The organism is Haliscomenobacter sp. (assembly GCF_965225875.1).
Classification (GTDB): Bacteria; Bacteroidota; Bacteroidia; order Chitinophagales; family Saprospiraceae; genus Haliscomenobacter.
Genome location: NZ_CBDDBS010000001.1, coordinates 270,094 through 290,827, shown reverse-complemented (window position 1 = coordinate 290,827; position 20,734 = coordinate 270,094). Strand labels below are relative to the sequence as shown.

The 20,734-nt window shown below is 47.0% G+C and carries 14 protein-coding genes; 8 read left to right on the top strand and 6 right to left on the bottom strand.

What is annotated here, in order from left to right; all coding sequences use genetic code 11:
* Window positions 1-123 precede the first annotated feature (123 nt).
* From ACO08K_RS01085 to ACO08K_RS01070, 4 genes are all read left to right on the top strand, one after another.
* Window positions 124-1,980 carry a gamma-glutamyltransferase family protein gene (locus ACO08K_RS01085; protein ID WP_421794536.1) on the top strand — a complete coding sequence of 619 codons (1,857 nt, stop codon included), beginning with the start codon at window positions 124-126 and terminating at the stop codon, window positions 1,978-1,980.
* A 141-nt stretch (window positions 1,981-2,121) separates the two neighbouring features.
* Window positions 2,122-3,405: a DUF2157 domain-containing protein gene (locus ACO08K_RS01080; protein ID WP_421794535.1), complete on the top strand. Its 1,284-nt coding sequence runs from the start codon at window positions 2,122-2,124 to the stop codon at window positions 3,403-3,405.
* Window positions 3,402-3,935 carry a GDYXXLXY domain-containing protein gene (locus tag ACO08K_RS01075; RefSeq protein ID WP_421794534.1) on the top strand — a complete coding sequence of 178 codons (534 nt, stop codon included), beginning with the start codon at window positions 3,402-3,404 and terminating at the stop codon, window positions 3,933-3,935. Before ACO08K_RS01080 ends, ACO08K_RS01075 begins: the two co-directional genes overlap by 4 nt.
* A 162-nt stretch (window positions 3,936-4,097) precedes the next feature.
* A complete protein-coding gene (locus ACO08K_RS01070; protein WP_421794533.1) occupies window positions 4,098-4,538 on the top strand; it encodes a hypothetical protein in 441 nt (146 codons plus the stop codon).
* A gap of 373 nt (window positions 4,539-4,911) precedes the next feature.
* Here the strand turns inward: ACO08K_RS01070 and ACO08K_RS01065 are convergent, their stop codons facing one another.
* The 3 genes from ACO08K_RS01065 to ACO08K_RS01055 form a co-directional block, all read right to left on the bottom strand.
* Complete coding sequence (locus ACO08K_RS01065) at window positions 4,912-7,107, bottom strand: DUF5916 domain-containing protein (RefSeq protein WP_421794532.1); 2,196 nt, start codon at window positions 7,105-7,107, stop codon at window positions 4,912-4,914.
* A gap of 147 nt (window positions 7,108-7,254) precedes the next feature.
* Complete coding sequence (locus ACO08K_RS01060; RefSeq protein ID WP_421794531.1) at window positions 7,255-9,729, bottom strand: hypothetical protein; 2,475 nt, start codon at window positions 9,727-9,729, stop codon at window positions 7,255-7,257.
* A gap of 23 nt (window positions 9,730-9,752) precedes the next feature.
* Window positions 9,753-10,898, bottom strand: coding sequence for a hypothetical protein (locus tag ACO08K_RS01055; protein WP_421794530.1), 1,146 nt, complete (start codon window positions 10,896-10,898; stop codon window positions 9,753-9,755).
* A 453-nt stretch (window positions 10,899-11,351) separates the two neighbouring features.
* Here ACO08K_RS01055 and ACO08K_RS01050 point away from each other — a divergent pair, with 453 nt between their 5' ends.
* Both ACO08K_RS01050 and ACO08K_RS01045 read left to right on the top strand, forming a co-directional pair.
* Window positions 11,352-11,561, top strand: a complete 210-nt coding sequence (locus ACO08K_RS01050; RefSeq protein WP_421794529.1) for a YgaP family membrane protein — start codon at window positions 11,352-11,354, stop codon at window positions 11,559-11,561.
* Window positions 11,562-11,701: 140 nt separating this feature from the next.
* Window positions 11,702-12,145: a DinB family protein gene (locus ACO08K_RS01045; RefSeq protein ID WP_421794528.1), complete on the top strand. Its 444-nt coding sequence runs from the start codon at window positions 11,702-11,704 to the stop codon at window positions 12,143-12,145.
* Between the two features lie 110 nt (window positions 12,146-12,255).
* Here the strand turns inward: ACO08K_RS01045 and odhB are convergent, their stop codons facing one another.
* Complete coding sequence (gene odhB / locus ACO08K_RS01040; RefSeq protein ID WP_421794527.1) at window positions 12,256-13,518, bottom strand: 2-oxoglutarate dehydrogenase complex dihydrolipoyllysine-residue succinyltransferase; 1,263 nt, start codon at window positions 13,516-13,518, stop codon at window positions 12,256-12,258.
* Window positions 13,519-13,626: 108 nt separating this feature from the next.
* Window positions 13,627-14,565 (bottom strand): SdiA-regulated domain-containing protein, encoded by a 939-nt coding sequence (locus ACO08K_RS01035; protein ID WP_421794526.1) that lies wholly within the window; start codon window positions 14,563-14,565, stop codon window positions 13,627-13,629.
* Between the two features lie 95 nt (window positions 14,566-14,660).
* Between ACO08K_RS01035 and hpt the strand changes: the two genes are divergently transcribed.
* Together hpt and ACO08K_RS01025 are read left to right on the top strand one after the other, a co-directional pair.
* Window positions 14,661-15,191, top strand: coding sequence for a hypoxanthine phosphoribosyltransferase (hpt, locus tag ACO08K_RS01030; protein WP_421794525.1), 531 nt, complete (start codon window positions 14,661-14,663; stop codon window positions 15,189-15,191).
* Between the two features lie 29 nt (window positions 15,192-15,220).
* On the top strand, window positions 15,221-18,436 hold the full coding sequence (locus ACO08K_RS01025; protein WP_421794524.1) for a UvrD-helicase domain-containing protein: 3,216 nt from the start codon (window positions 15,221-15,223) through the stop codon (window positions 18,434-18,436).
* A gap of 552 nt (window positions 18,437-18,988) precedes the next feature.
* Here the strand turns inward: ACO08K_RS01025 and ACO08K_RS01020 are convergent.
* Window positions 18,989-20,665, bottom strand: a complete 1,677-nt coding sequence (locus ACO08K_RS01020; protein WP_421794523.1) for a sensor histidine kinase — start codon at window positions 20,663-20,665, stop codon at window positions 18,989-18,991.
* Window positions 20,666-20,734 lie beyond the last annotated feature (69 nt).

The window sequence follows — 20,734 nt, the reverse complement described above, 5'->3', positions numbered from 1 at the left end:
TTTATGGACTGCGAAGGATAAAAATAGACTTTTGTGGAAATAATCGTAAGGGTCTGTTCTACTTTATTGGAAAATCCGGGGATTCTTCCGACCTTGATTAGATCAAACATTAGCACAAGGACCATGAGAACCAAATTAATTCTAGGCTTTTTATTTCTGGCTACGGCTCTGAGCCTCCACGCTCAACCTACCCAAAAACCCGTCCTCCACGGCCGCCACTGGATGGCCATCACGGGCAAACCACTGGCCGCAACGGCGGGGTCGATGATTTTTCAAAAAGGAGGCAACGCCATTGACGCTACTTGCGCCATGTTGGCCGCCACCTGCACGATGTGGGATGTACTGAGCTGGGGTGGAGAAACCCAGGCCCTGATTTACAATCCCAAGACCAAAAAGGTCATTGCCATCAATGCGCTTGGTGTAGCCCCAACGGGAGCCACCGCGGATTTTTTCAAAAACAAAGGTCTGAAATACCCTCCCGGAGATGGCCCTTTAGCAGCCGTGACTCCTGGTACCCCCGGTGGCTTGATGACCATGCTGGCCGAATACGGCACCATGAGTCTGAAAGAAGTTTTTGCTCCCGCTATGCAACTCGCCGAAGGGTATCCCATTGAGAAACAAACGGCCGACATGATGGAGCGCAACAAAAATAAACTGAAGGATTGGCCTTATTCCAAGAAGGTGTTTCTACCTCATCTAGGAGAAGCCCGGGAGGCGCCTCATGCAGGTGAAATATTTAAACAAAGCGACTTGTTGGCAACCCTGCAAAAACTGGTCGATACCGAACAAGCCGCCCTCAAAGCAGGCAAGTCCCGCAAAGAGGCCATCTATGCCGCCAATGAACGTTTTTACAAAGGGGACATCGCCCAGGAATTTGTACGCGGCTGTCAGGAGCAAGGTGGTTTGATTACTACCCAGGATCTGGCCAAGTGGAAAGTACTCATCGAAGAACCTACTGTGGTTGATTACCGGGGCATCCAGGTATACAAATTGAGCCAATGGACCCAAGGCCCCGCCATGCAACAAGCCCTCAACATCCTCGAAAATTTCGACCTCAAAAGTATGGGCTTCAACACCGCCAAGTACATCCACACGGTGTACCAGGCAATGAATATGGCCTTTGCCGATCGGGATTTTTACTACGGTGATCCATACACAGGCCCGGAAGAACCCATCAAAGGCCTGTTGTCCAAAGAATATGCCAAGCAGCGCTTCAAGGCGATTAATTTGGAAAAAAACGATCCTAAGGTCAAACCGGGAGATCCATATCCTTTTGAAGGTAAAACCAACCCATTTTTGCCCGTATTGGAAAAATGGAGCGCCAGCCCAGCGACTTCAGCGCTTGAAAATCCTCGTGGCAGTGCACTGAATGATCCCAATTACCTGGCGGGTTTTTATGCCGGAACAACCTCCATCCAGGCCGCCGACAAAGAAGGTTGGGTGGTTTCTGTAACCCCCAGTGGTGGCTGGTTGCCCGCCGTGATTGCCGGAAAAACGGGCGTAGGGATGAGCCAGAGGATGCAAGCCTTTGTACTGGACCCAGCCGAAAACCCATTTAACGTGGTTGAACCCGGCAAACGCCCCCGGGTAACCCTCACGCCGAGTTTGGCCATGAAGGATGGTAAGCCATTTTTGTCCTTTGCCGTACAAGGTGGCGACTCACAGGACCAAAACCTCCTGCAATTTTTCTTGAATGTGGTGGAGTTCGGCATGAACGTGCAAGAAGCCTGCGAAGCCCCCAACATTAACAGCTTCCAGATGCGCAGCTCTTTTGACAACCACGATACCAAACCGGGGGAAATCCTGCTGAATGAAAACACCCCCCCCTGGACCCGCAAAGCTTTGCAGGAAATGGGCTATAAAATGAGTTTTGAAGCCCGTACCTCCGGCCCCATCAATGCCATCTTTTTTGACTGGAAGCACGGCAGTTTTTGGGGTGGCTCGAGCAATCACGGGGAGGATTATGGAATTGGATGGTGAGTTAGTTGAGAAGGTTGAGATGGTTGAGGCTACCGCAGCAACTTAGACGTGATCGCATTCAAATTGCTGCGGCAGTCTCAACCATCTCAACCATCTCAACCTTCCTCAACCCTTCCCTATTTTTAACCTACAAACCCTGTTATGCCTAAAAACCTAATCTCCGATCTTGCCGAGCTCATCGAAGCCGGAATCATCACCGTTGAGACGGCTGATGCCATTGAAGCCTATTTCAAAAAGAAGAGAGAATCACGACCCAACTGGATTCTGATTGCTTTCGGCATCCTGGGGGCCTTGCTGACGGGTTTGGGCATTATCCTGATTGTGGCACACAACTGGGACAATTTCAACCAACTCACCAAAACCATTATTGCCTTTTTGCCACTGCTGATTGGGCAATTGTTTGCCGGGTTTACCATTTTGCGCAAGCCGGGCAATGTAGTTTGGCAGGAAGCCAGTGCGGTGTTTCTGATTTTTGCCCTGGGGGCCTGTATTTCCCTAGTGAGCCAGATTTATCATTTGTTGGGGGATCTAAGTTCCTTCCTGTTTTGGTGGACCTTGTTGAGTTTGCCGCTGATGTATTTGTTGCGCTCCTCGATGGCATCTTTGTTGTTCTGGTGTGGCATCACGTATTACGGTTGCCAAGCAGGATATTTTGAATGGGGGAAAACGGCGAGCCCCTGGTATTGGTTGTTTGTACTGGCGGCATTGCCTTATTATTACCAATTGAGCAAACGAGCGGCAGCCAGTAATTTTGCCAATTTTCATCATTTTCTGGTGCCCATGTCGTTGGTGGTGGTATTGGGCACGGAGTCGTACCAGCAATCATCCTGGATGTTTCTGGCTTATTTCAGTTTGTTTGGGTTGTTGCATCTGGTAGGCACCTGGATCAAGCAATGGAATCCGGTGAGCCATATTTCAGGGTATCAAATGGCGGGTAAACTGGGGCCTTTGGGCTTGTTGTTGTGGTTTAGTTTTGGGTGGGCCTGGAAGAATTTGCACTCTCATTTTAAAGCGGAGGCTTGGGCGAGCGCTCAAGAATTTCACTTGTTTTTGTTGCTCACTGTCCTGAACCTTGCTTTGTTACTTTGGCTGCATTTTCGAACCAAAATTAAAGTTTTTAGCCCCTTTAACTTGTTGCCCTTTGTTTTTGCATTCCTCTTTTTCCTTGCGCTATTTTATCCGCTGATTAGTGCAATCGTGACGAATTTGTTATTGCTGGGCATGGGCATTGCCACTGTGCTGGAGGGCAGTCGGACCAATTCCATCACCACTCTCAATATTGGTTTATTGACCATCACCGGATTGTTGATTTGCCGATTTTTTGACCTCAAAATCGACTTCGTAGTACGGGGAATCTTGTTCATCGTGGTAGGGGTTGGCTTCTTCCTGAGCAATTATTGGTTGATCAAAAAGAAAAAAGCATGACTACTCAACTGCGTTTTGGATTGTTCGTGCTACTGGCACTGCTCCAATTGTCCTTTCCAGCTAAACTGGTTTTTGACAGCAATAAAGTGTTGTGGTTGGGCACCACGCTCAAGTTTGAAACCCGTCCGGTAGACCCTGCCGATCCATTTCGGGGGCGCTATGTGGCGCTCAACTTTATGGCCAACCAATTTGTGGATAAGTCAGCAACCAAATGGAAACGCAATGACCCGGTCTTTGTACTCTTGGACCGGGATGCCCAGGGCTTTGCTCGCATCAAAGGCCTTAGTGCGGTGCGGCCTGCGGTGAGCGAACTGTTTGTCAAAGCGACAATCACTTACATTTATGGCGATCAAGTGACGGTTTATTACCCCTTTAGCAAATTTTTTATGGAGGAAAGCAAGGCACCGGAAGCAGAAAAGATTTATCGCGAGGCAGGGGAAGGCTATGCCTTGGTGAAGGTGTACCATGGCGAAGCGGTATTACAGGATGTTGTGGTGAAGGGGAAATCTTTGAACGAATTAGCGGAGTAGGGGAGGTTGCGAGGGATATATTTGGAATTATCTCCCTTTTTTGAGGACTTAATTCCAAATATGGGGGTGATATTTGGAATTATCTATCCATTTTGGGCACTTAATTCCAATTATAAGGTCAAATTTGGAACTATCTCAATAACATATCTCATGGTGTAATGTATGAAAAAGCTGATAGCCAGTAGTTTATTGATGATGCTTTTGTTTTTACTCTTTATTATCGGACTGGCACTCAATTTCTACCTCCAATCCACCCCCACTTTTCTCGATCGCCCTTACAAACTATCAGCAACTACCGAAACCATTGAAGTGAATTACATCAATTGGGCTTGCGATTGTGCCAATTTTATTGAAACCAAATATGCCCTAAATGACCTGAATTATGAAATTCGGGAGCAGGATTGCATTTTTATCGAACCCGCCAATGCTAAGCTAAAACTACCTGAACAATATTTTGAAAAAGACCATTTTGAAAAGAACCTTCGTTTAACCGGGCAGTTTTACCTTAAAAAGGGAATCCCTCGATTTCATGAGCAAAAAACACCGGAAAAACCAGCGCCAGCCAGGGTTTTTCGGTACAGCAAATTTGAAGTAGTAGATTAACGTGAATTTTGAATCATTTTTCTTAAATATCAAGGGGTGAATGAGATTTCGAACAATTTATCTCATACCTCAAACGTGTTTTAGCCGCATAGTTTCGCAGAGTACACACAGAGTTTCTCAGAGTTTAGGCCACCTTCGGTGGCAAAGATTACACAGAGGTGGAGTAAATGAACCCCCATGCAAAACAATCAAATTTTAAACGTACCCGACCTCCAGCCACCAAAGGTGGCGAAACTCCCAAAACTAAAAACTCCGAGAAACTCTGCGTGTACTCCGCGAAACTCTGCGGTAAAAAATAAATTAATTCATAACTCACGTTAGATTAATTTAGGTGGGTACCCACGTGGGACTGCCTTGAGGGCTGCCCGAGAGCTCAGCCATTCCACCAATAAGTTAACTTTGCCACCAGCGCCCGATTCCGAATCTGCAAATTCTCCGAATAATAATTATCCGTATAGACAATGAAGAAGTCCGAAGCAGGACTATATCGCCACTGCACCCGCAGGTTCAGGTTGACGTTTTTGTTCTGGTTGTTGAACTGGATGAAGTTGGTAAAAAACAACTTATTGGTCAGCGTGAGGTCGATGCGGGGGCCAATCAACCAAAAATCCCAATCGGAATTCTTCAACTGTTCCGGTAAAACCGCCGCATCACCAAAATCCAGGTGGTTATAATTCACACTCATGGTAATGGCAGCGATGGGTTGCAGGCGGTAACCCAGTTCTCCGCCCAGGCGCAAGCGTCGACCATCCCCGTAATATCCCCCATAACGCCAGGAAGCCGCGTAAGTAAATACACTTTGAGGTTTGGAAGTGAAGTCACCCCCAAAAGAACCCCAGTGGTGCTCCGTACCAGTTGCCAAGGTATACCCAGCAAAATTGGTTGGATCAAAAGGCGCCAATAATTTGACATAATCCCGGGCAGTCCACACCAAAAGTTCCCTTCGGTTTTGAAAACTGAAGCGGTACATGAATACATGGGTGAACTCGGTCTGTTGCCCGCTGGGATTGAGGTACTGGTTGTACATCAGCTGTGGACCATGATTGATCAGCAGTTTGGATTTGGGGAAAAACAAATACCCGGCTTGCGCATTGACGAATTGATAACCAGTGCGGGGCACGTAGCCCACCTCGGCGCGGTAGTCTTTGCCTACATTTTCGTATTGAAAACTGTAAGTCCAGCGGCGGGCATTGTAGGCCAGGTTGGCGGCCATGACCTGATCCTTGCTGTTGACGCCTGGCGAAAAGGATTTGAGGTACATCAGTTTTCCTTTCCAGATGTTGTTGGAGGAGAGTAGGTTGTATTCAAAACCTAGGTTGCGGTTGTACTTGCGTACTTTGGTAGGATCAGTGACCGTTTCAAAATCCAGGGTTTCTTTGTTGATGGCCAGTGCCGTGATGTTGGAGCGGGCAAAAATCTGGCGTTGGAGCGCCAAAACGGCAAAGTTCTGGCGAGGTGTACCTTGTTCATCCGCATTGGTTTGCATGTCCATCAAGCCGATGCGCCAGTTTTTATTCAATTTTCCACTCAAACGGGCACCATATTGGATAGGCGTATTCAAACCGATGCGGCGCGAGAAAAAGGGGCGAATGTTGGTGTACCCCACGTTGGTAAACAAGTCCCCGTTTTCCAAAAAGAACTGCCGCCGTTCCGGGAAAAACAATTCAAAACGATCGAGATTGGTTTGCTGGCGGTCTACTTCTACCTGCGAAAAATCGGGGTTGACCGTCAAGTCGAGGTTCAGCGCGGAAGTGATGGCGATTTTGGCATCTACGCCCACATCTCCTGATGTTTTTCCTGGGCCAGATTTGGTGTAATCTTTTGAAGTATTGGCCAGAGCATACGGAATAACTGAAAAGTTAGCCCCTGCAGGTGGTGGTGGTTCGTCCCAAACCAGGGTGCCTGTATACGCCAATGAGGCGGTTGGAAATTGACGTGGGACGGGTGTCCAGGATGATTTTTCAGTGGTTTTGAGGTCCAATCGACTAAAATTAATGCCCCAACGGGTGATCCCACTTTTGTAGCGCAGGGTTTTGAAAGGCACCGCCATTTCAAAAGTCCATTTGTCTTCTTCGGCTTTTACTTCCGAAGTCCATTTGTTGTCCCAGCTCAAGTTGGCGCTTCCGCCTTCAAACAACAAACCATCCCATTGTGCACCTTCGGCGTTGGAGCCAAAAGTAAATCCATTGGTGAGGTCGTCGAAGGGATCCATGAAGAGCAGGAAATTGTCGTTGCGGCCAAAATTGAAATCGCGGCGCAAGGATTCCACCATATAAGGCCCATCCAATTTTTCGTAACAAACGGCCAAGAGGTACATGTTTTGATCGTCGTACAACATGCGTACTTCCGTGCGTACCTTGGCTTTGCTGGTATCCATGGGGAGTACCATGTAAAAATCGGACACCATTTCCGCCTTGCTCCAGGCGGGGTCATCGCCACTGCCGTCTATTTTGAGTGGGCTGTCGGCGCGGTGGATGTGGTATTCAAAGTTGGCGTTTTTCTTTTGGGAAAAAAGCGAAAAAGTTACAAGTAGCAGTAGTGTACTTGTGCAGAGTCGAAAAAGGTTCATGTTGCAGGCGAAAGCTATACAGTTGAGGAGTTGAGAAGTTGAGAGGTTTAGGCTACCGCGAGCGACATGCACACCTTCACACGCACACATCACACTCAAACCCATTCTTGCGGTAGCCTCAACTCCTCAACTTCTCAACTCCTCAACCTATTTTTTAAAGTAATCGGCCAATTCCGGGCAAGTATTGAGGCAATCTTGAAAAACCTCGGTATGTCCGAATTGATCGCGAAAGGTATTGAAAATTGGGGAAATGTAGGGCTCAGTTTCATCTTCTTCCCAGTAAGGGTGGTCAAAGTCATGGTGGGCATACTTATCGCAGGTGCCCAACATAAAGGTGATCCGTGCCGCCAAATCTTCATTGGGTTTGGCTTTGAAGGCTTTTTGGTAATAAGCGTTGGCCCGGCTGAGCAGGAAGTACTCCTTGAAGTAAGTCTTCGAATTGGGTGCAAAGGAATAATTCTCCCACGCAACATAGGGTGAATGGTACAACTCACCCACGGATTTGCCATAGGCGAACATCATCCAGTTTTTACCCCAGTAAGTAAAATTATAATAAGCATTGCCCAATAAATAGCAGGCCTCGGCTTGTTGCGGACCGGGCTGTTCGGCTTGTTTTTGTAGTTCCAGCATGCGCCGCAGGATGACTTTTTTGTTGTAAGGCTCCATGGTTTCACCTTCCCATGGATAAGTTTTGGTGCTGGCGAAGGGATCTTGATAGAGATAGCCACTAAAAGCGTAATTTTTTTCCCAATAATCATCTGGAAGTTGCTCGAAAGCAGCCAAGGCTTCTTCCAATTTATTTTGCCGGAATGCAACGGTTCCTTTTAATTCATAGGCTTGATCCAGAGAAGGGGCTGATTCGACTATTTTCGGTTTGTATTCCTCATCGTCTCCATCATAGTAATAAGGCAGTTTTTCCCAAGGGTCGAGTGGCACCAGGAGCATTTTTTCCAAAGCCGATTGTTCCTTTTTTTGGTGCAAGGCAATCAAGGCATCCAGGTCGGCTAAAGTGGCAAAACGTTCAAAATAACTGATCCTTTGGTAATATTGGTCCCAACTTTCGTAGTTGTTTTTGGGGATGGTGACGCTGCGATTGTAAAAGAGCCCCGCAAAAAGCCCATCGTTTTTTTGCTGGTACATGCGGGAAAAATACAGCATAAGTTTGGGGTAAAGGCGGCTGCTTTCATCACTTTGAGGCAATAATTCCTTTAGCCGACTGAGCCCCCGTGCAATTTCGTCTTTGGCTTCAGCACCGAGGATATTCATTTGTTGGGGCATAATCAGCAACTGAATGAGTTGTTTTTGCAATTGAATGCGAGCATCCCCACGATTTGCGATTTGATTGAGCTGCGCTTCCGCTTGAACGGGTTGCTGATCCAGGTAATACAGTTGAGCCTGGGCCAGGTGGGCAAAATCCGGCTTTTTTACCGCTGGGTTTTTGCTCCACTTATCTAGTACCTGAATCAATTCTTTGAGGTAAATATGGTCTTTTGCCAGGTTTTTGCGGAGGTAAGGAATGTCTTTTTCCAGTAAGCCCATACTTTCTCCCGGCATAAAATTGTCGGGGTCCTCATCTTGTTCAAAGGAAAAAGTGTGGCTTCCTCCTTCAAAAAAGGTGAGTTGGGGGGTCAGCATCCAATCTTCCAGCTTGTTGATTTCGCGGGTGATCAACTGCGGCAGGAAACGAGAACCTGGGTCCAATTGGATCACTTGCTGGATTTGATCCAGGGCCCTACCCGAAGTCATCAGCCCAACCAGGGTATGGAGCATGGCTTTTTCCGGGGCAGTTTTGGCATAACGCCAGGTCTCGTCCAGTTTTTCCAGGTCAAAAAGTTGGAATACCCGCAATTTTTTGGATTCACATTGGGCAAACACCTTCGACAAGAGGTAATTCGCTTCGGCAATGTTGCTTTGGGTGATCAGGCATTCGGCTTTGTGGTACTGGGCCCAGGGAACCAGGATACTCGGGCTGCTGTCCCAGGCAAAATACTCGTCGCAGTAGCTGCTGCACTCATCAGCATTTTCGGCGTAGCGGTACTGCACCACCAATTGATAAGCGTAGCGGCGCTGCAAAAAGGGATCATTGAGGCTTTTTACTTTTTGCTTGGCTTCCTGGATGATTGGGGTGATTTGTTTGAAAAAATCAAAATCTTCCTCTTCGAGTCCCCAGGGGTCCGTGCTGGAAAAATGGGCAAACTCGGCGCGCATCGCCAAATTCAGGTAAGCCAGGGCTTCAGCGTGGCTGGGCTGGAGGAGCTGTTGGATAAAAGTGTTGTTCTTGAACCGAGTACCGAGTTGGCCTTCATCCAGGATGTTGAGGAATCGTTCGGGGCCGATTTTGTACAAAATTTGTAACACATCGGCTTCCTTTACCTCCGGCCCCAGGTAGGTAGCCCACTCCTGACAGTTGCGCCGGTAATCGAGCTGCTCGGGATCAGCCGGGTATTGAAACTCAAAATAGGTGTTGTAGTGAAAAGCCCGTAGTGCTGCATCGTTGATCAACAAGGGGTTGAACCAGGCAATGCGGTATTGCTCGTGGTGAAAATAAGTGCCACAGCCGTTGGTTCGTATGGTTGGCACCAGGAAGAGAAGGAGAAAAATTGGAGTGAAACGAATCATCATGGCTACGGGTTTTTTACCTGGTTTTAATTTTTTTTCAATGCATTAAAATAGGCCTGTACGTTCGCTTGATTCTCTTTGATCTTTTTGTATTCCCAATCAAAAAACGCCACCCGGGAAATTCGCCGTCTCAGTTGTACTTGTAGCAATTTTAAAGTTTCCTGCATTTGTTCGGGTGTACTGCCATCCATCCGAATCAGGTCACCTTCGCGTAGGTAGTCTTGTCGAATTACGGTGTCTTGTTTTACCCGGTATTGATTGTTTTGTTCTTTTTGCAAATAAGTTTCCATGCCTGGCGTATCCGGCGATAAATCGCGCAACAAACCCTGAAACACTCCGACCCGGTACCAGGCCCCCCAATTGAATTGAGGTAGGGCCAATTCCATTTCGAGGGGGTATTTTTTGCCTTTGAGGTATTGTTTGACCACCTTGGCGTCCAGGATGGCGTTGGTCTCGCTGGCATTTTTGGGGTCGCCCGTATTGTAACACATCAGCATCACCTTTTTTACGGGCGGGATACCCATGGTCGAGCGGTCGCGGTATTGGTGCAAGCGAAGGGTACTGGAGACAGTAAAATCGGAAGCGGAGGTCTGTAGTGATTTTAAAAAAGTAAAATATTTATCCCGGGTACTGAGCGTCCAATCACAATCGATCTGAATTTCTACAATTTTTTTACTCCAACTCCGCTTCAAAGAATCGACAATGTCGCTGCGTTCCTCCCAGGTAAGGCGCTCTGGGAAACGATCGTAATAGGAGTAGTTGAATACCGTACCCTCCAGGTCTTCATTGATTTGAGCAATTTTACGCGCTACCTTGGAGGCCAGCACCGGAATGTCCTGTTCCTTGATCTGTGTAAATGTGCGATTGGTGATGTATACGGTTGGGGTTATGGTTTTTTTATCCCATCCGTGGGCACTCCTGATTTCAAGCACTCCGGTGGGAACCGCGCTGCTATACCCGGCACTCCAATCCACGTCAAAATAGCGCAAATAAAAGTGTTGACTACGCATTTGATCAGCCAGTCCTGCATCAGCGGTATCGAACTGCAGGGTGGTTTTCCAATAATAAAATGCAGGGCCAGCATCTTTAATTACCTGGCCTTGGCAACTGGGTAAAGCCAGGACAACACTTGCGATCCAGAGGATTGAAACAAGTCGGATTTCGTGCAACATGGATAAAGTTTAATGGTAGAAAGATAAGGAAGCTAGCCGAATTTTACGTGGGAAATTTGCTCAATATTACCAAAAGCAGCTGGAAGTAGGGCAAAATGTTTTGCTGGGTGATCTTGATCACTAAACCGGGGGGGCTAGTGCTTTATTTTTGAATCAGATACAGCGAATATGAGCATCAAAGACTGGCATCCTGCCGCAAAATTACTCCTGGTTTGTATCCTTTGCCTGGCTTTGGCGGGGCTAATCGGAGGAGTATGGTATTGGTGGACAATTTGATGATCTACTGTTCTCACAACAAGATTCTATTCACCTTATGATGACGCAAAAAATTACTTCCCAATTTTTTTTGGGGGCTTTTGAATAGGAAGCTCACTTGAAATGAAGCGTTCGACTTCCTATTCAAAACCCAAATTGGGAAGGTAATTTTTCTGCGTTATTTAAAACTTCATCGATATGAAAAAGAATATGGGCAATCTGGACAAAATTGTACGCCTGATTTTGGCGGCAGTGTTTGGGTATTTGTTTTTCTCTGGCGCGGTCGTAGGCGTATTGGGCTATGTTTTGGTGGCATTGGGTGCCATTTTTATCGTGACCAGTTTCATCAGTTTTTGTCCACTTTATGCAATAGTCGGACTTTCTACTTGTCCGGTTAAACAATCGTAATTGGTCTTTTCGCTATAATGTTAGTGTTTCCTCGAGCTGTTTGGGAGTTATTCCTGAACAGCTTGTTTTTTGAAAAGCAGGGTTTGCTTTGGAACAAAGCACAAAGACGAGTTGTATATGGATAAAACACGCTTAAATCCATGAAAGCATTATTTGAAAAGCTCTACACCTTCCAACGCCATTACAACCTGCAAATGGTGGAACATTTTGAATTGTACGGGGCTGCAGTACCCGAACGCGACATTCCCTTGTTCAGTCATGTGCTCAACGCCCACCAAATCTGGAATGCCCGGATTTTAGGACTGGAGCCATTTAAGGTTTTTGACGTGCATCCTGTAGCCGCTATGCGCCAAATCGTGGAAGACAACCACAAAAATTCCTTACGTATCTTAGAGGAGTGTGATTTGAGTCAGCGATTCCATTACCGGAATTCGCAAGGGGAGGATTTTTCAAACCTGATTGAGGAGATTCTGTTTCATGTGGTCAATCACACCACTTACCACCGGGGGCAGATCATGTCGGATTTTCGGAAGGCGGGTCTGGAGCCTTTTGCGTCGGATTACTCTACGTACACCCGGCAATAAACTATGCTTGTCTTAGGTGATTCTTAAGTGCCTTAGGTTTCTAAGGTGGTAAAAAAGAAATATTCACCACCTTAGAAACCTAAGGCACTTAAGAATCACCTAAGTAAGAATTAGATATCCAACAACATCGCGATCGGATCTTCCAGTAACTCCTTCACCTTCACCAAAAAGGTCACCGAAGAACTACCATCGATTACCCGGTGGTCATACGACAATGCCAGGTACATCATCGGACGGATCTCAATTTTATCTCCTACGGCTACTGGACGGTTTTTGATGCCGTGCATGCCGAGGATCGCCGATTGTGGTTCGTTGATGATGGGCGTGCTGAGCAATGAACCAAACACTCCACCGTTGGTAATGGTAAAGGTACCCCCACTCATTTCTTCGAGGGTGAGGCTGCCATTTCGCGCTTTGCCCGCCAGATTTTTCAGTTCAACTTCAATTTCTGCGAAGCTCAAAGATTCCACGTTGCGGATTGGTGGCACCACCAAGCCAGTTGGCGTAGAAATGGCGAAAGAGATATCGGCGTAGTTGTGGTACACAAAATCTTCGCCATCGATCATGGCATTGACTTCGGGCATTTGCAACAACACCTTGGCGCAAGCCTTGGCAAACAAGGACATAAAGCCCAGTTTGATGCCGTATTTGGCCACAAATTTATCTTGGTATTTTTCACGCAGTGCCATCAACTCGGTCAGGTCAACCTCATTGAAGGTGGTCAGCATCGCCGTTTCATTTTTGGCACTTACCAAACGTTTGGCGATGGTGCGGCGCATGCGCGTCATTTTTTTGCGCTCGACTTCCCGGGAAAAGGCAACTGCCGGAGCACTGGCCTTGGGCGCAGGAGTAGCGGCTGGAGCCTCTGTCTTAGGTGCAGGCGTGCTGGCTTTGGCATCTACTGCCTTGATTGCATCTTCTTTGGTGATGCGGCCATCACGACCAGTACCAGCTACATTGCCAGCTGGAATATCATTTTCTTTCAAAATTTTACCTGCGGAAGGAGAGGGGTGGCCCGTAGCGTAGTTGCTGGTGGCTGCAGGAGTCGGCTCGGCAACTTTCGCTGCCACAGGTGTACTGGCTGCTGCGGGTTTGTCGGCTGGTGGTGTACTGGGTACATCGGCACCGGCACTTACACTGGTGTCGATTTTGGCCACCAGGGCACCAATTTCCAGATCATCCCCTTCTTTGGCGACGTGAATGAGTTTACCCGTAGCTTCCGATGGAAATTCCAGGGTCGCTTTATCGGATTCGAATTCACAAAGGGATTCGTCAATTTTGACAAAGGCTCCGTCTTCTTTCAACCAACGGGACAAGGTCACTTCGTTTATGGATTCACCGATTGCGGGAACCCTTAATTCTACTACACTCATAGTGATTTCGAGGTCAAATATTGTCGGAATAGCAGAGCGTTTAAGCACCGCTCTTTGGCGCTGCGAAGTTCTGGCAATTGTGTTAAACAAACAAACAAAAGGCCGGGTTTATTCCGCTCCTAAAGGTTTAAAGTAATAAATCATACCTGGCATGTCATCCCTTGCTTCGTTGGAGATAAACATTCCCCCTTTGGAGTCAAAACAAATGCCTTCGGGTTGTTGATGCACCTTCCCTTTCAGCTTCTCCAAATAAACAACTTCACCCTGGAAATTGATCACCATAAAAATATTACCTACGGCGGACAAGAGGTATAAATTGCCATTCAGGGGGTGCACTGCGATGGAAGAGGGGCTGAATTCAAACTCATTGGGGTTGGCAAAAAATTCAATGACTTTTTCCAAGCGGGCCTCCTTGGCATGAGCTTGAAGGTATTTTTGTACTTCGGGCTGGCCAATGGTGAGGATTGGGGTGGGATCTAACGCCTTTTTGTTCAAATCAAAGGCATAAACGGCCTTGCGATTTTGTAGTTCAGGGGAATTACCGGCTTTTCCTTTACAAGCCAGCAAAAGGCGGTTGTTGTTTTTATCATAGCCCAATCCTTCTACATCATTCTCCTTGCCGAGTTCTGTATTGAAAGGCTCGGTAGTCTGTTCGTCACGTTGATCTACATTCTTAATGAGGGTCAAGGTTCCCGTATTTTTGAGGATGTACACGTCCTTGCCCACAATTTCTACACCTTCATAATCGCCGAGTTTGCCAAAGGGAATCTCCCGTTTTACACTGCCCGTGGCTTGATCGATGACAAACAGAATTCCGGATTCATCTTGCACTGCAAGCAGGTATTTGTCACTGTAACTCATACTTAAACCCGAAATTTCGTTGAGCAGCCTGGGCATGGGCATGCTTCGGTCTGGCTCATTCGGGTTGTACGGGAATGCGGACTTGGGGAAAACCTCGGTGGTTTTTAAACTGTCCACTGGTTTTGGTGTAGGCTGACAAGCCCAGGCGAGGAAGCTCATAGCGAGGGTCAATAACATTGTTTTCATTGGTTTGGAATAAAAAAATTGATGCATTTTACTGGCCTAAGTTTAAGTTATACTGGCCTATTGTTGCTATCATTGCGCTTCATTAATACGCAAAGATGATTACTGTTAATAACCTTCATTTTAAACCATTTATTGCGGCTGAAACCATTCAGCAGCGGATTGAGGAATTGGGCATAGCTTTGCGCGAAAGATATGCTGGTCAACGGCCCCTTTTCATCGGTATTTTAAATGGTGCTTTCATTTTTACTGCCGACCTGGTGCGGGCTGCTGAGCTGGAATGTGAAATAACCTTTATGCGCTTGTCTTCTTACGCAGGGCTACAATCCACTGGGCAAGTAACCACCAACATGGGGCTGGACATCGAGATCAAAGACCGCCACGTCATCCTGGTGGAGGACATCATCGATTCGGGGCGTACCTTATATGAACTGACCAAAAAAATGCGCGAACAGGGGCCCGCTTCTGTAGCGATTGCCACCTTGCTGCTCAAGCCTGATGCGTTGCAATTTCCTTTGGAGGCTGACTTTGTAGGCTTTTCGATTCCTTCCAAGTTTGTGATTGGTTATGGTCTGGATTACAATCAATCGGGGCGGGAATTGAAGGAGATTTATCAATTGGCGGAGTAGCTTTATATTTATGATAGGCTAAAAATAGAATGAACATCAAAATCATCTCCGCTGGTGCCGGCTCCGGCAAAACCTACCGCCTTACCCAGGAAATGGTGCGCCTCATGCGCGAGGGCGTACGCGCCAGTGGCATCATTGCGACCACTTTTACCAAAAAAGCAGCAGCAGAATTGCAGGAGCGGGTGCGGGTCAAGTTGTTGTCCGAAGGACTCAATGAACAAGCTGAAGACCTTACCAATGCCCTGGTAGGTACGGTGCACAGCTTGGGCGTCAAACTCCTCCAACGCTTTGCTTACGAAGCGGGCATATCTCCCGAAGTAGCCATCATTGCCGAAGAAGACCAACAAATCCTCTTCAACCAATCCCTCGCCACAGTACTTACGGACGAAAGAGTAGAAAAAATGACCCTGCTTTGCGACCGTCTGGGCCTGAGCAGTAATGAATATTTTGACTGGCGGCGCGAAGTCCGCCAAATCACTGAGGTGGCCCGCGCCAACGATTTTTCCCGTGAAGTGCTAGAGCGCAGCCGCGAGCGTTCCTTTGAAAGTTTTCGGGTTTTCCTGGGTGAGCCCGCCAAAAAAAGCGCCGAAGCCTTCAACGCTGAACTGAGCGAAATGCTCAAATGCAGCATTGAACGCCTCGAAAGCAATGCCGATGAAACCCAGGTCACCAAAAACGTGGTCAAAGACCTCGTAGAACTGGAGCGCGAGCTGCGCCTGCGCGGCGAACTCAGTTGGCGCAATTGGGCCAAAATCAGCAAACTCAAACCCGGTGCCAAAAGTAAGGACGACGTCGCTGACCTGCTAGAATTCGCCAAAGTCCACGAACAACATCCCCAGTTTCAACAAGACATTCAAGCTTTTATCGACCAGGTTTTTGAACTCGCGCTGGCAGCCCTGGACGAATTTGCGGCCTACAAAAAACAACGTGGCCTGATCGACTACACCGATATGGAGGCCCTGATCATGGATTTGTTGCGCGATGAGCAAGTGCAAACTGTTTTGCGCAATGAATTGGACCTGCTTTTGGTGGATGAATTTCAGGATACCAGCCCGATGCAATTGGAAATTTTTCTGAAACTCTCCCAATTGGCGCGGCACAGCATCTGGGTCGGCGACCCCAAACAATCCATCTATGGCTTTCGGGGCGCAGCACCGGAATTGATGCAGGCCATCATCGAGCAAAGTGGAGGGGTAAAACCAGAAGACATTCAGGAAAACTCCTGGCGCTCCCGTCAAGATCTGGTCTACGCCAGCAACGCCATTTTTGTCAAAGCTTTTGCCGACATGCCACCTGAACAAGTGGCACTTATTCCCAAACGGACAAAAAACGAAGAAGCCATCGAGGCATCTGACGCTTTGGTGCACTGGTATTTTGAAGAAGAAGAGGAAGAAGGCAAAAAACGCAGCGGACGTACTCCCGGCAAACCCTGGCCCGAAAACTGCACCGCTTTCGCCCTGCGCGAATGGCTACAACGCAAGGTATACGTACTCCCCAAAGGTGAAAAAAGCCATCGACCTGCCCAGCCCGGCGATGTGGCCATCCTTTGCCGCTCTAACACGGACTGCCAGAACATGGCCGAAGCCCTCAATCGGGCGGGTTTTAAGGTGGCGATTGCCCGGGCGGGTTTGTTGAATACTGCGGAGGCCAAGTTGGTATTGGCCTGTTTGAAATACTTACTCAACTACCACGACTCCCTTTCAGTAGCCGAAATTTTGCTACTTGGCGCAGGCAAAGACATCGAAACCATTGTAGAAGATCGCCTCGATTACCTCAAAAATTACGACGCTGGTGAAATCACCAACCGTTGGGCAACCAACGATTTTCTGATTCGACGCCTCGACGAATTGCGCACCGAAACCATCGAGTTGTCGAGCGCAGAAATCCTGGACTTGTTGGTAGAAGACCTGGATTTGCGCCGCCGCATCGTCAGCTGGGGCAAAGCCAATCAACGTTTGGATAACCTGGATGTGCTGCGCAAATTGGCCTTGCAATACGAGGAAGCCTGCAATCGCCTGCAATCTGCGGCTTCACTGGGCGGCTTGTTGTTGTGGTTGAACGAATTGGAGTCGGAAGAACGCGACTTTCAGGCCGCTGGAGAAAGCCCGGAGGCCATTAACGTGATGACTTATCACCGGAGCAAAGGGCTGGAATGGCCTATCGTGATCTGTTACAATTTGGAAAAGGACATCCGCACCGAACTGTGGGGCTTGAACATCGAGCAGGAAGAAGGCACCCAGGTGGATTTGAATAACATCCTGAGCAATCGCTGGTTGCGCTACTGGGTGAACCCGTACGATAAACAGTTCAAGGGAACTCCACTGGCCGAAAGGTTGGCACAGAGTGAGGTTCAGGCGAAAAAAATTGCGCAGGCTACGCAGGAAGAAAACCGCCTCTTGTACGTAGGGCTTACGCGTGCGCGCGACTACCTGATTTTTCCAACCACCAATACGCCCACCAAATGGCTCAACCGCGCCTGGCACGAGGGCAAGGATGATTATCCTACCCTGGATGCCAGTGTAAGCGACACTCCCTGGGAGTGGGCGGGTGTCATCCTGAACAAAGAAACCGAAACCTTTACTTTTTCGCGCGATTTCGAATTGTTGGACATTGAAGAATCGGAAATTCTCTTTTTGGAACCACGGGCGGGTAAGCAAAAACACATTCCACTCTACATCGATACCTGGAAGGAAAACCTCCAGGATCAAATCCCTTCCTTCAATACAGGGGAATTAATGACCTACGCCTCTGCTTTTCACATTGAATCTTTGTTGGCTGATTTTAATCAAATTTCCCGGGCAGTTAAAGCTTTTTTTCATGCCTGGCAGCCAGATTACGATACAAATGAATTGAAGGCAATCACGGAGGGCTTGTTGCAGCGCTTTGAAGTAGAGGAGTGGCTCAGTGCCGAGCAATTGCTTCCAGCAGGGCAGGCTTTTCGGGGCTTTTTGGATCAATATTTTCAAGCACCATTTTACCACCAACGTTATCCTTTGCGTCATTTTCATGGGGTACGAATTTTTGAGCGTGAAATCGACCTGTTGTTGGAAAGTGAAGATGGTATTGCCCTCATCCAATTTTCAAGTTATGCGGGAGACATGAAGCGGTATCGGGCCAAGGCCGCGGAAATGGCGCCTTTCCTTTATTTTAGCAAAGCAGGCGTTCAACAGATTTTTCAGGAGGAAAACATCCGCACATTTGTGCATTTTGTGCTGAATGGAGCTATGGTGGAGCTGTATTTTTAAAAAAAAGTTGGGCTACCTTTTTCGGAAGGTAGCCCTGATAATTCCTCAGCGGCATCTAGCCCGGAAAGAAGATGCCTTTAGGGGGGAATCATCCAATAGCCAGCCCGTTGCAAGTCCAGGCCGACTTATTAGTAAGAGGAACAGCCTGAATGGAAATCGAGATCTACGAAACTAAATACTAAAACAGGAAGTTTGGTGCGGTTGCGTTATTTGCTTTTGTAAATGCATATGGTGATTTGAAACGAAGTACCTAATGATTACTCCAGCAAACAAAATTTGAATAGGAAAATGGGAGGTGTGATTATGATTCCTAGGCAAGAAAGAGTGGCTGCTTCCTCCGCGGAAGCAGCCTTTCCAAGTATTATTTCCAGCCTGTTGATTTGGTAATCAACTTTCTGATTTCGTGTATCTACACTCCGAAGTCAGAAAGAGACTCCTGCTGAAAATTTCGAGGGAGAAGAACAATCATTTCGTTCTTTTTGATGATACAAAGTTAGGACTGTTCAGCGTCGTAGCCAATAGGGTAAACCCGTAGCTTTAATAACCTAGGGTTTACCCCAGGTTTTTGGAGGGATTTTGTAAAGGAACCGATAAGATTACTGCGGTACCCTGTTGAGGAGCTGTTTGCCAGATGATTTGACCACCAAGGTAGTCGATGCGTGAACGAATATTGCCAAGGCCATTTCCTTCTTTAATTAGCTTTAAATCAAATCCTTGTCCGTCATCTTCTACATGTACTGAGAGCTGTTCGGGTTCATAAAAGATCTGTAAGGTAATTTGTGTAGCCTGTGCGTATTTGGCCGCATTGTTGAGCAGTTCTTGCACGATGCGGTAAACCATGAGCGCAATCTCTTCGCTAATCTGGGGCTCGTCCCCATAACTATCAAAAATAACTTCGGTTTGGGGCAATGCAGTTTGTGTTTTTTTAACCAAATCACCCAACGCAGAATTAAAACCGTATTTCAGTGAAAAGGGCCGCAAATCGTGGGAGATGCTGCGGGTTTCGAGGCAAGCGTCGTCGATGTTTTTCGCCAACGGATTAAGCAGTTGAGCCTGGATTTCCGGAGCGTGTTTGTCCCTTTGGCTTTCTATAAACAACTTGATACTCGATAAATTGGCACCTAACCCATCGTGTAAATCTTTGGCGACCCGATTGCGTTCTTTTTCCTGGCCTTCAATCAAGGATTTCATCGATTTCAACTCTAACATGCTGATCTTACGCTGATTAACGAGGTCTTTTTGGCGTTGTTTGAATTTAATCCGTTGATAAGTGATTATCCCACCTAAAACGAGTATGCCGATGATGAAACAAGCCACCACTTTCCAGAGGAGCTGTTTTTGATCTGCAAGCTCTTGAGTCATTTTCATTAACTCGATCTGATTGTAAACAGGTTCACTCCGGGTGGATTTAGTTTCTTCAGAATTGTAAAATCTGTTGATGGATTTTGCAGTTTTTTCCCAATAGAATAGGGCTTGTTCTTGATTGTTTAATTGGATGTAGCACTCAGCCAGGTTTTGGCAGATGTGTTGCCGGAGGTATTTATTGTTACGAATCTCAGCGAGGAGTTCACTTTTTTTGAAATGAGTTATGGCCTCAACGTAATTCTGATTGTATTTGTCAATCAGGCCTTGTTGAAAAAAATTCCGTAACTCTAAGAGTGTCTTTGGTTTGCTGACTCCAGCGCTCAGTTTTAAGTATTTTTGGGCTTCATTGAGCCGCCTTTTTTGTAGGTAAAAAGATGAATATAGATAATATCCATAGGCCAAATAACTATTATCTTGAAGGTTTTTACAAAGTTGAATGGTTTCAATCAATCCTTTTTCAATCCCATACTTAAAGTGTTTGTTTAGTTTTTGAGTGTTTTTAAGGCTATCTTTATTGATAAGTATATTTAGTAGCTCCAATTTGCATGAGGCAATTTTGACTTTGTTGTCTTGTTTTACATAGTACCCCAGAACTTCGTGGTAATAGATTGCGGCATCTTCGTATAGGACATCATCCATGGAGAGGAGATCAGCAATGCGCTTTTTTACGCGATTTTTCGACTCCTCATCTTCAATCTTGAGGTAATACTGATAACTGGTGAAGTAATTGTTGACACTTTTGGTGCCATAGAAGAAGATGTTCTGAAAATACAATCCTCTTAATTCATAAATTATCCCTAGTCCTTTTAAGTCTTTCTGGGCTTCATAGACGATGATTAGACTATCAATTTTAGAGGGGGGCAACTTACTATTTAAGCTAGGATAAGATTTCTGGGCCCAAACTGCGCTAAAGAGCAGCGTGCAAAAAAAGGA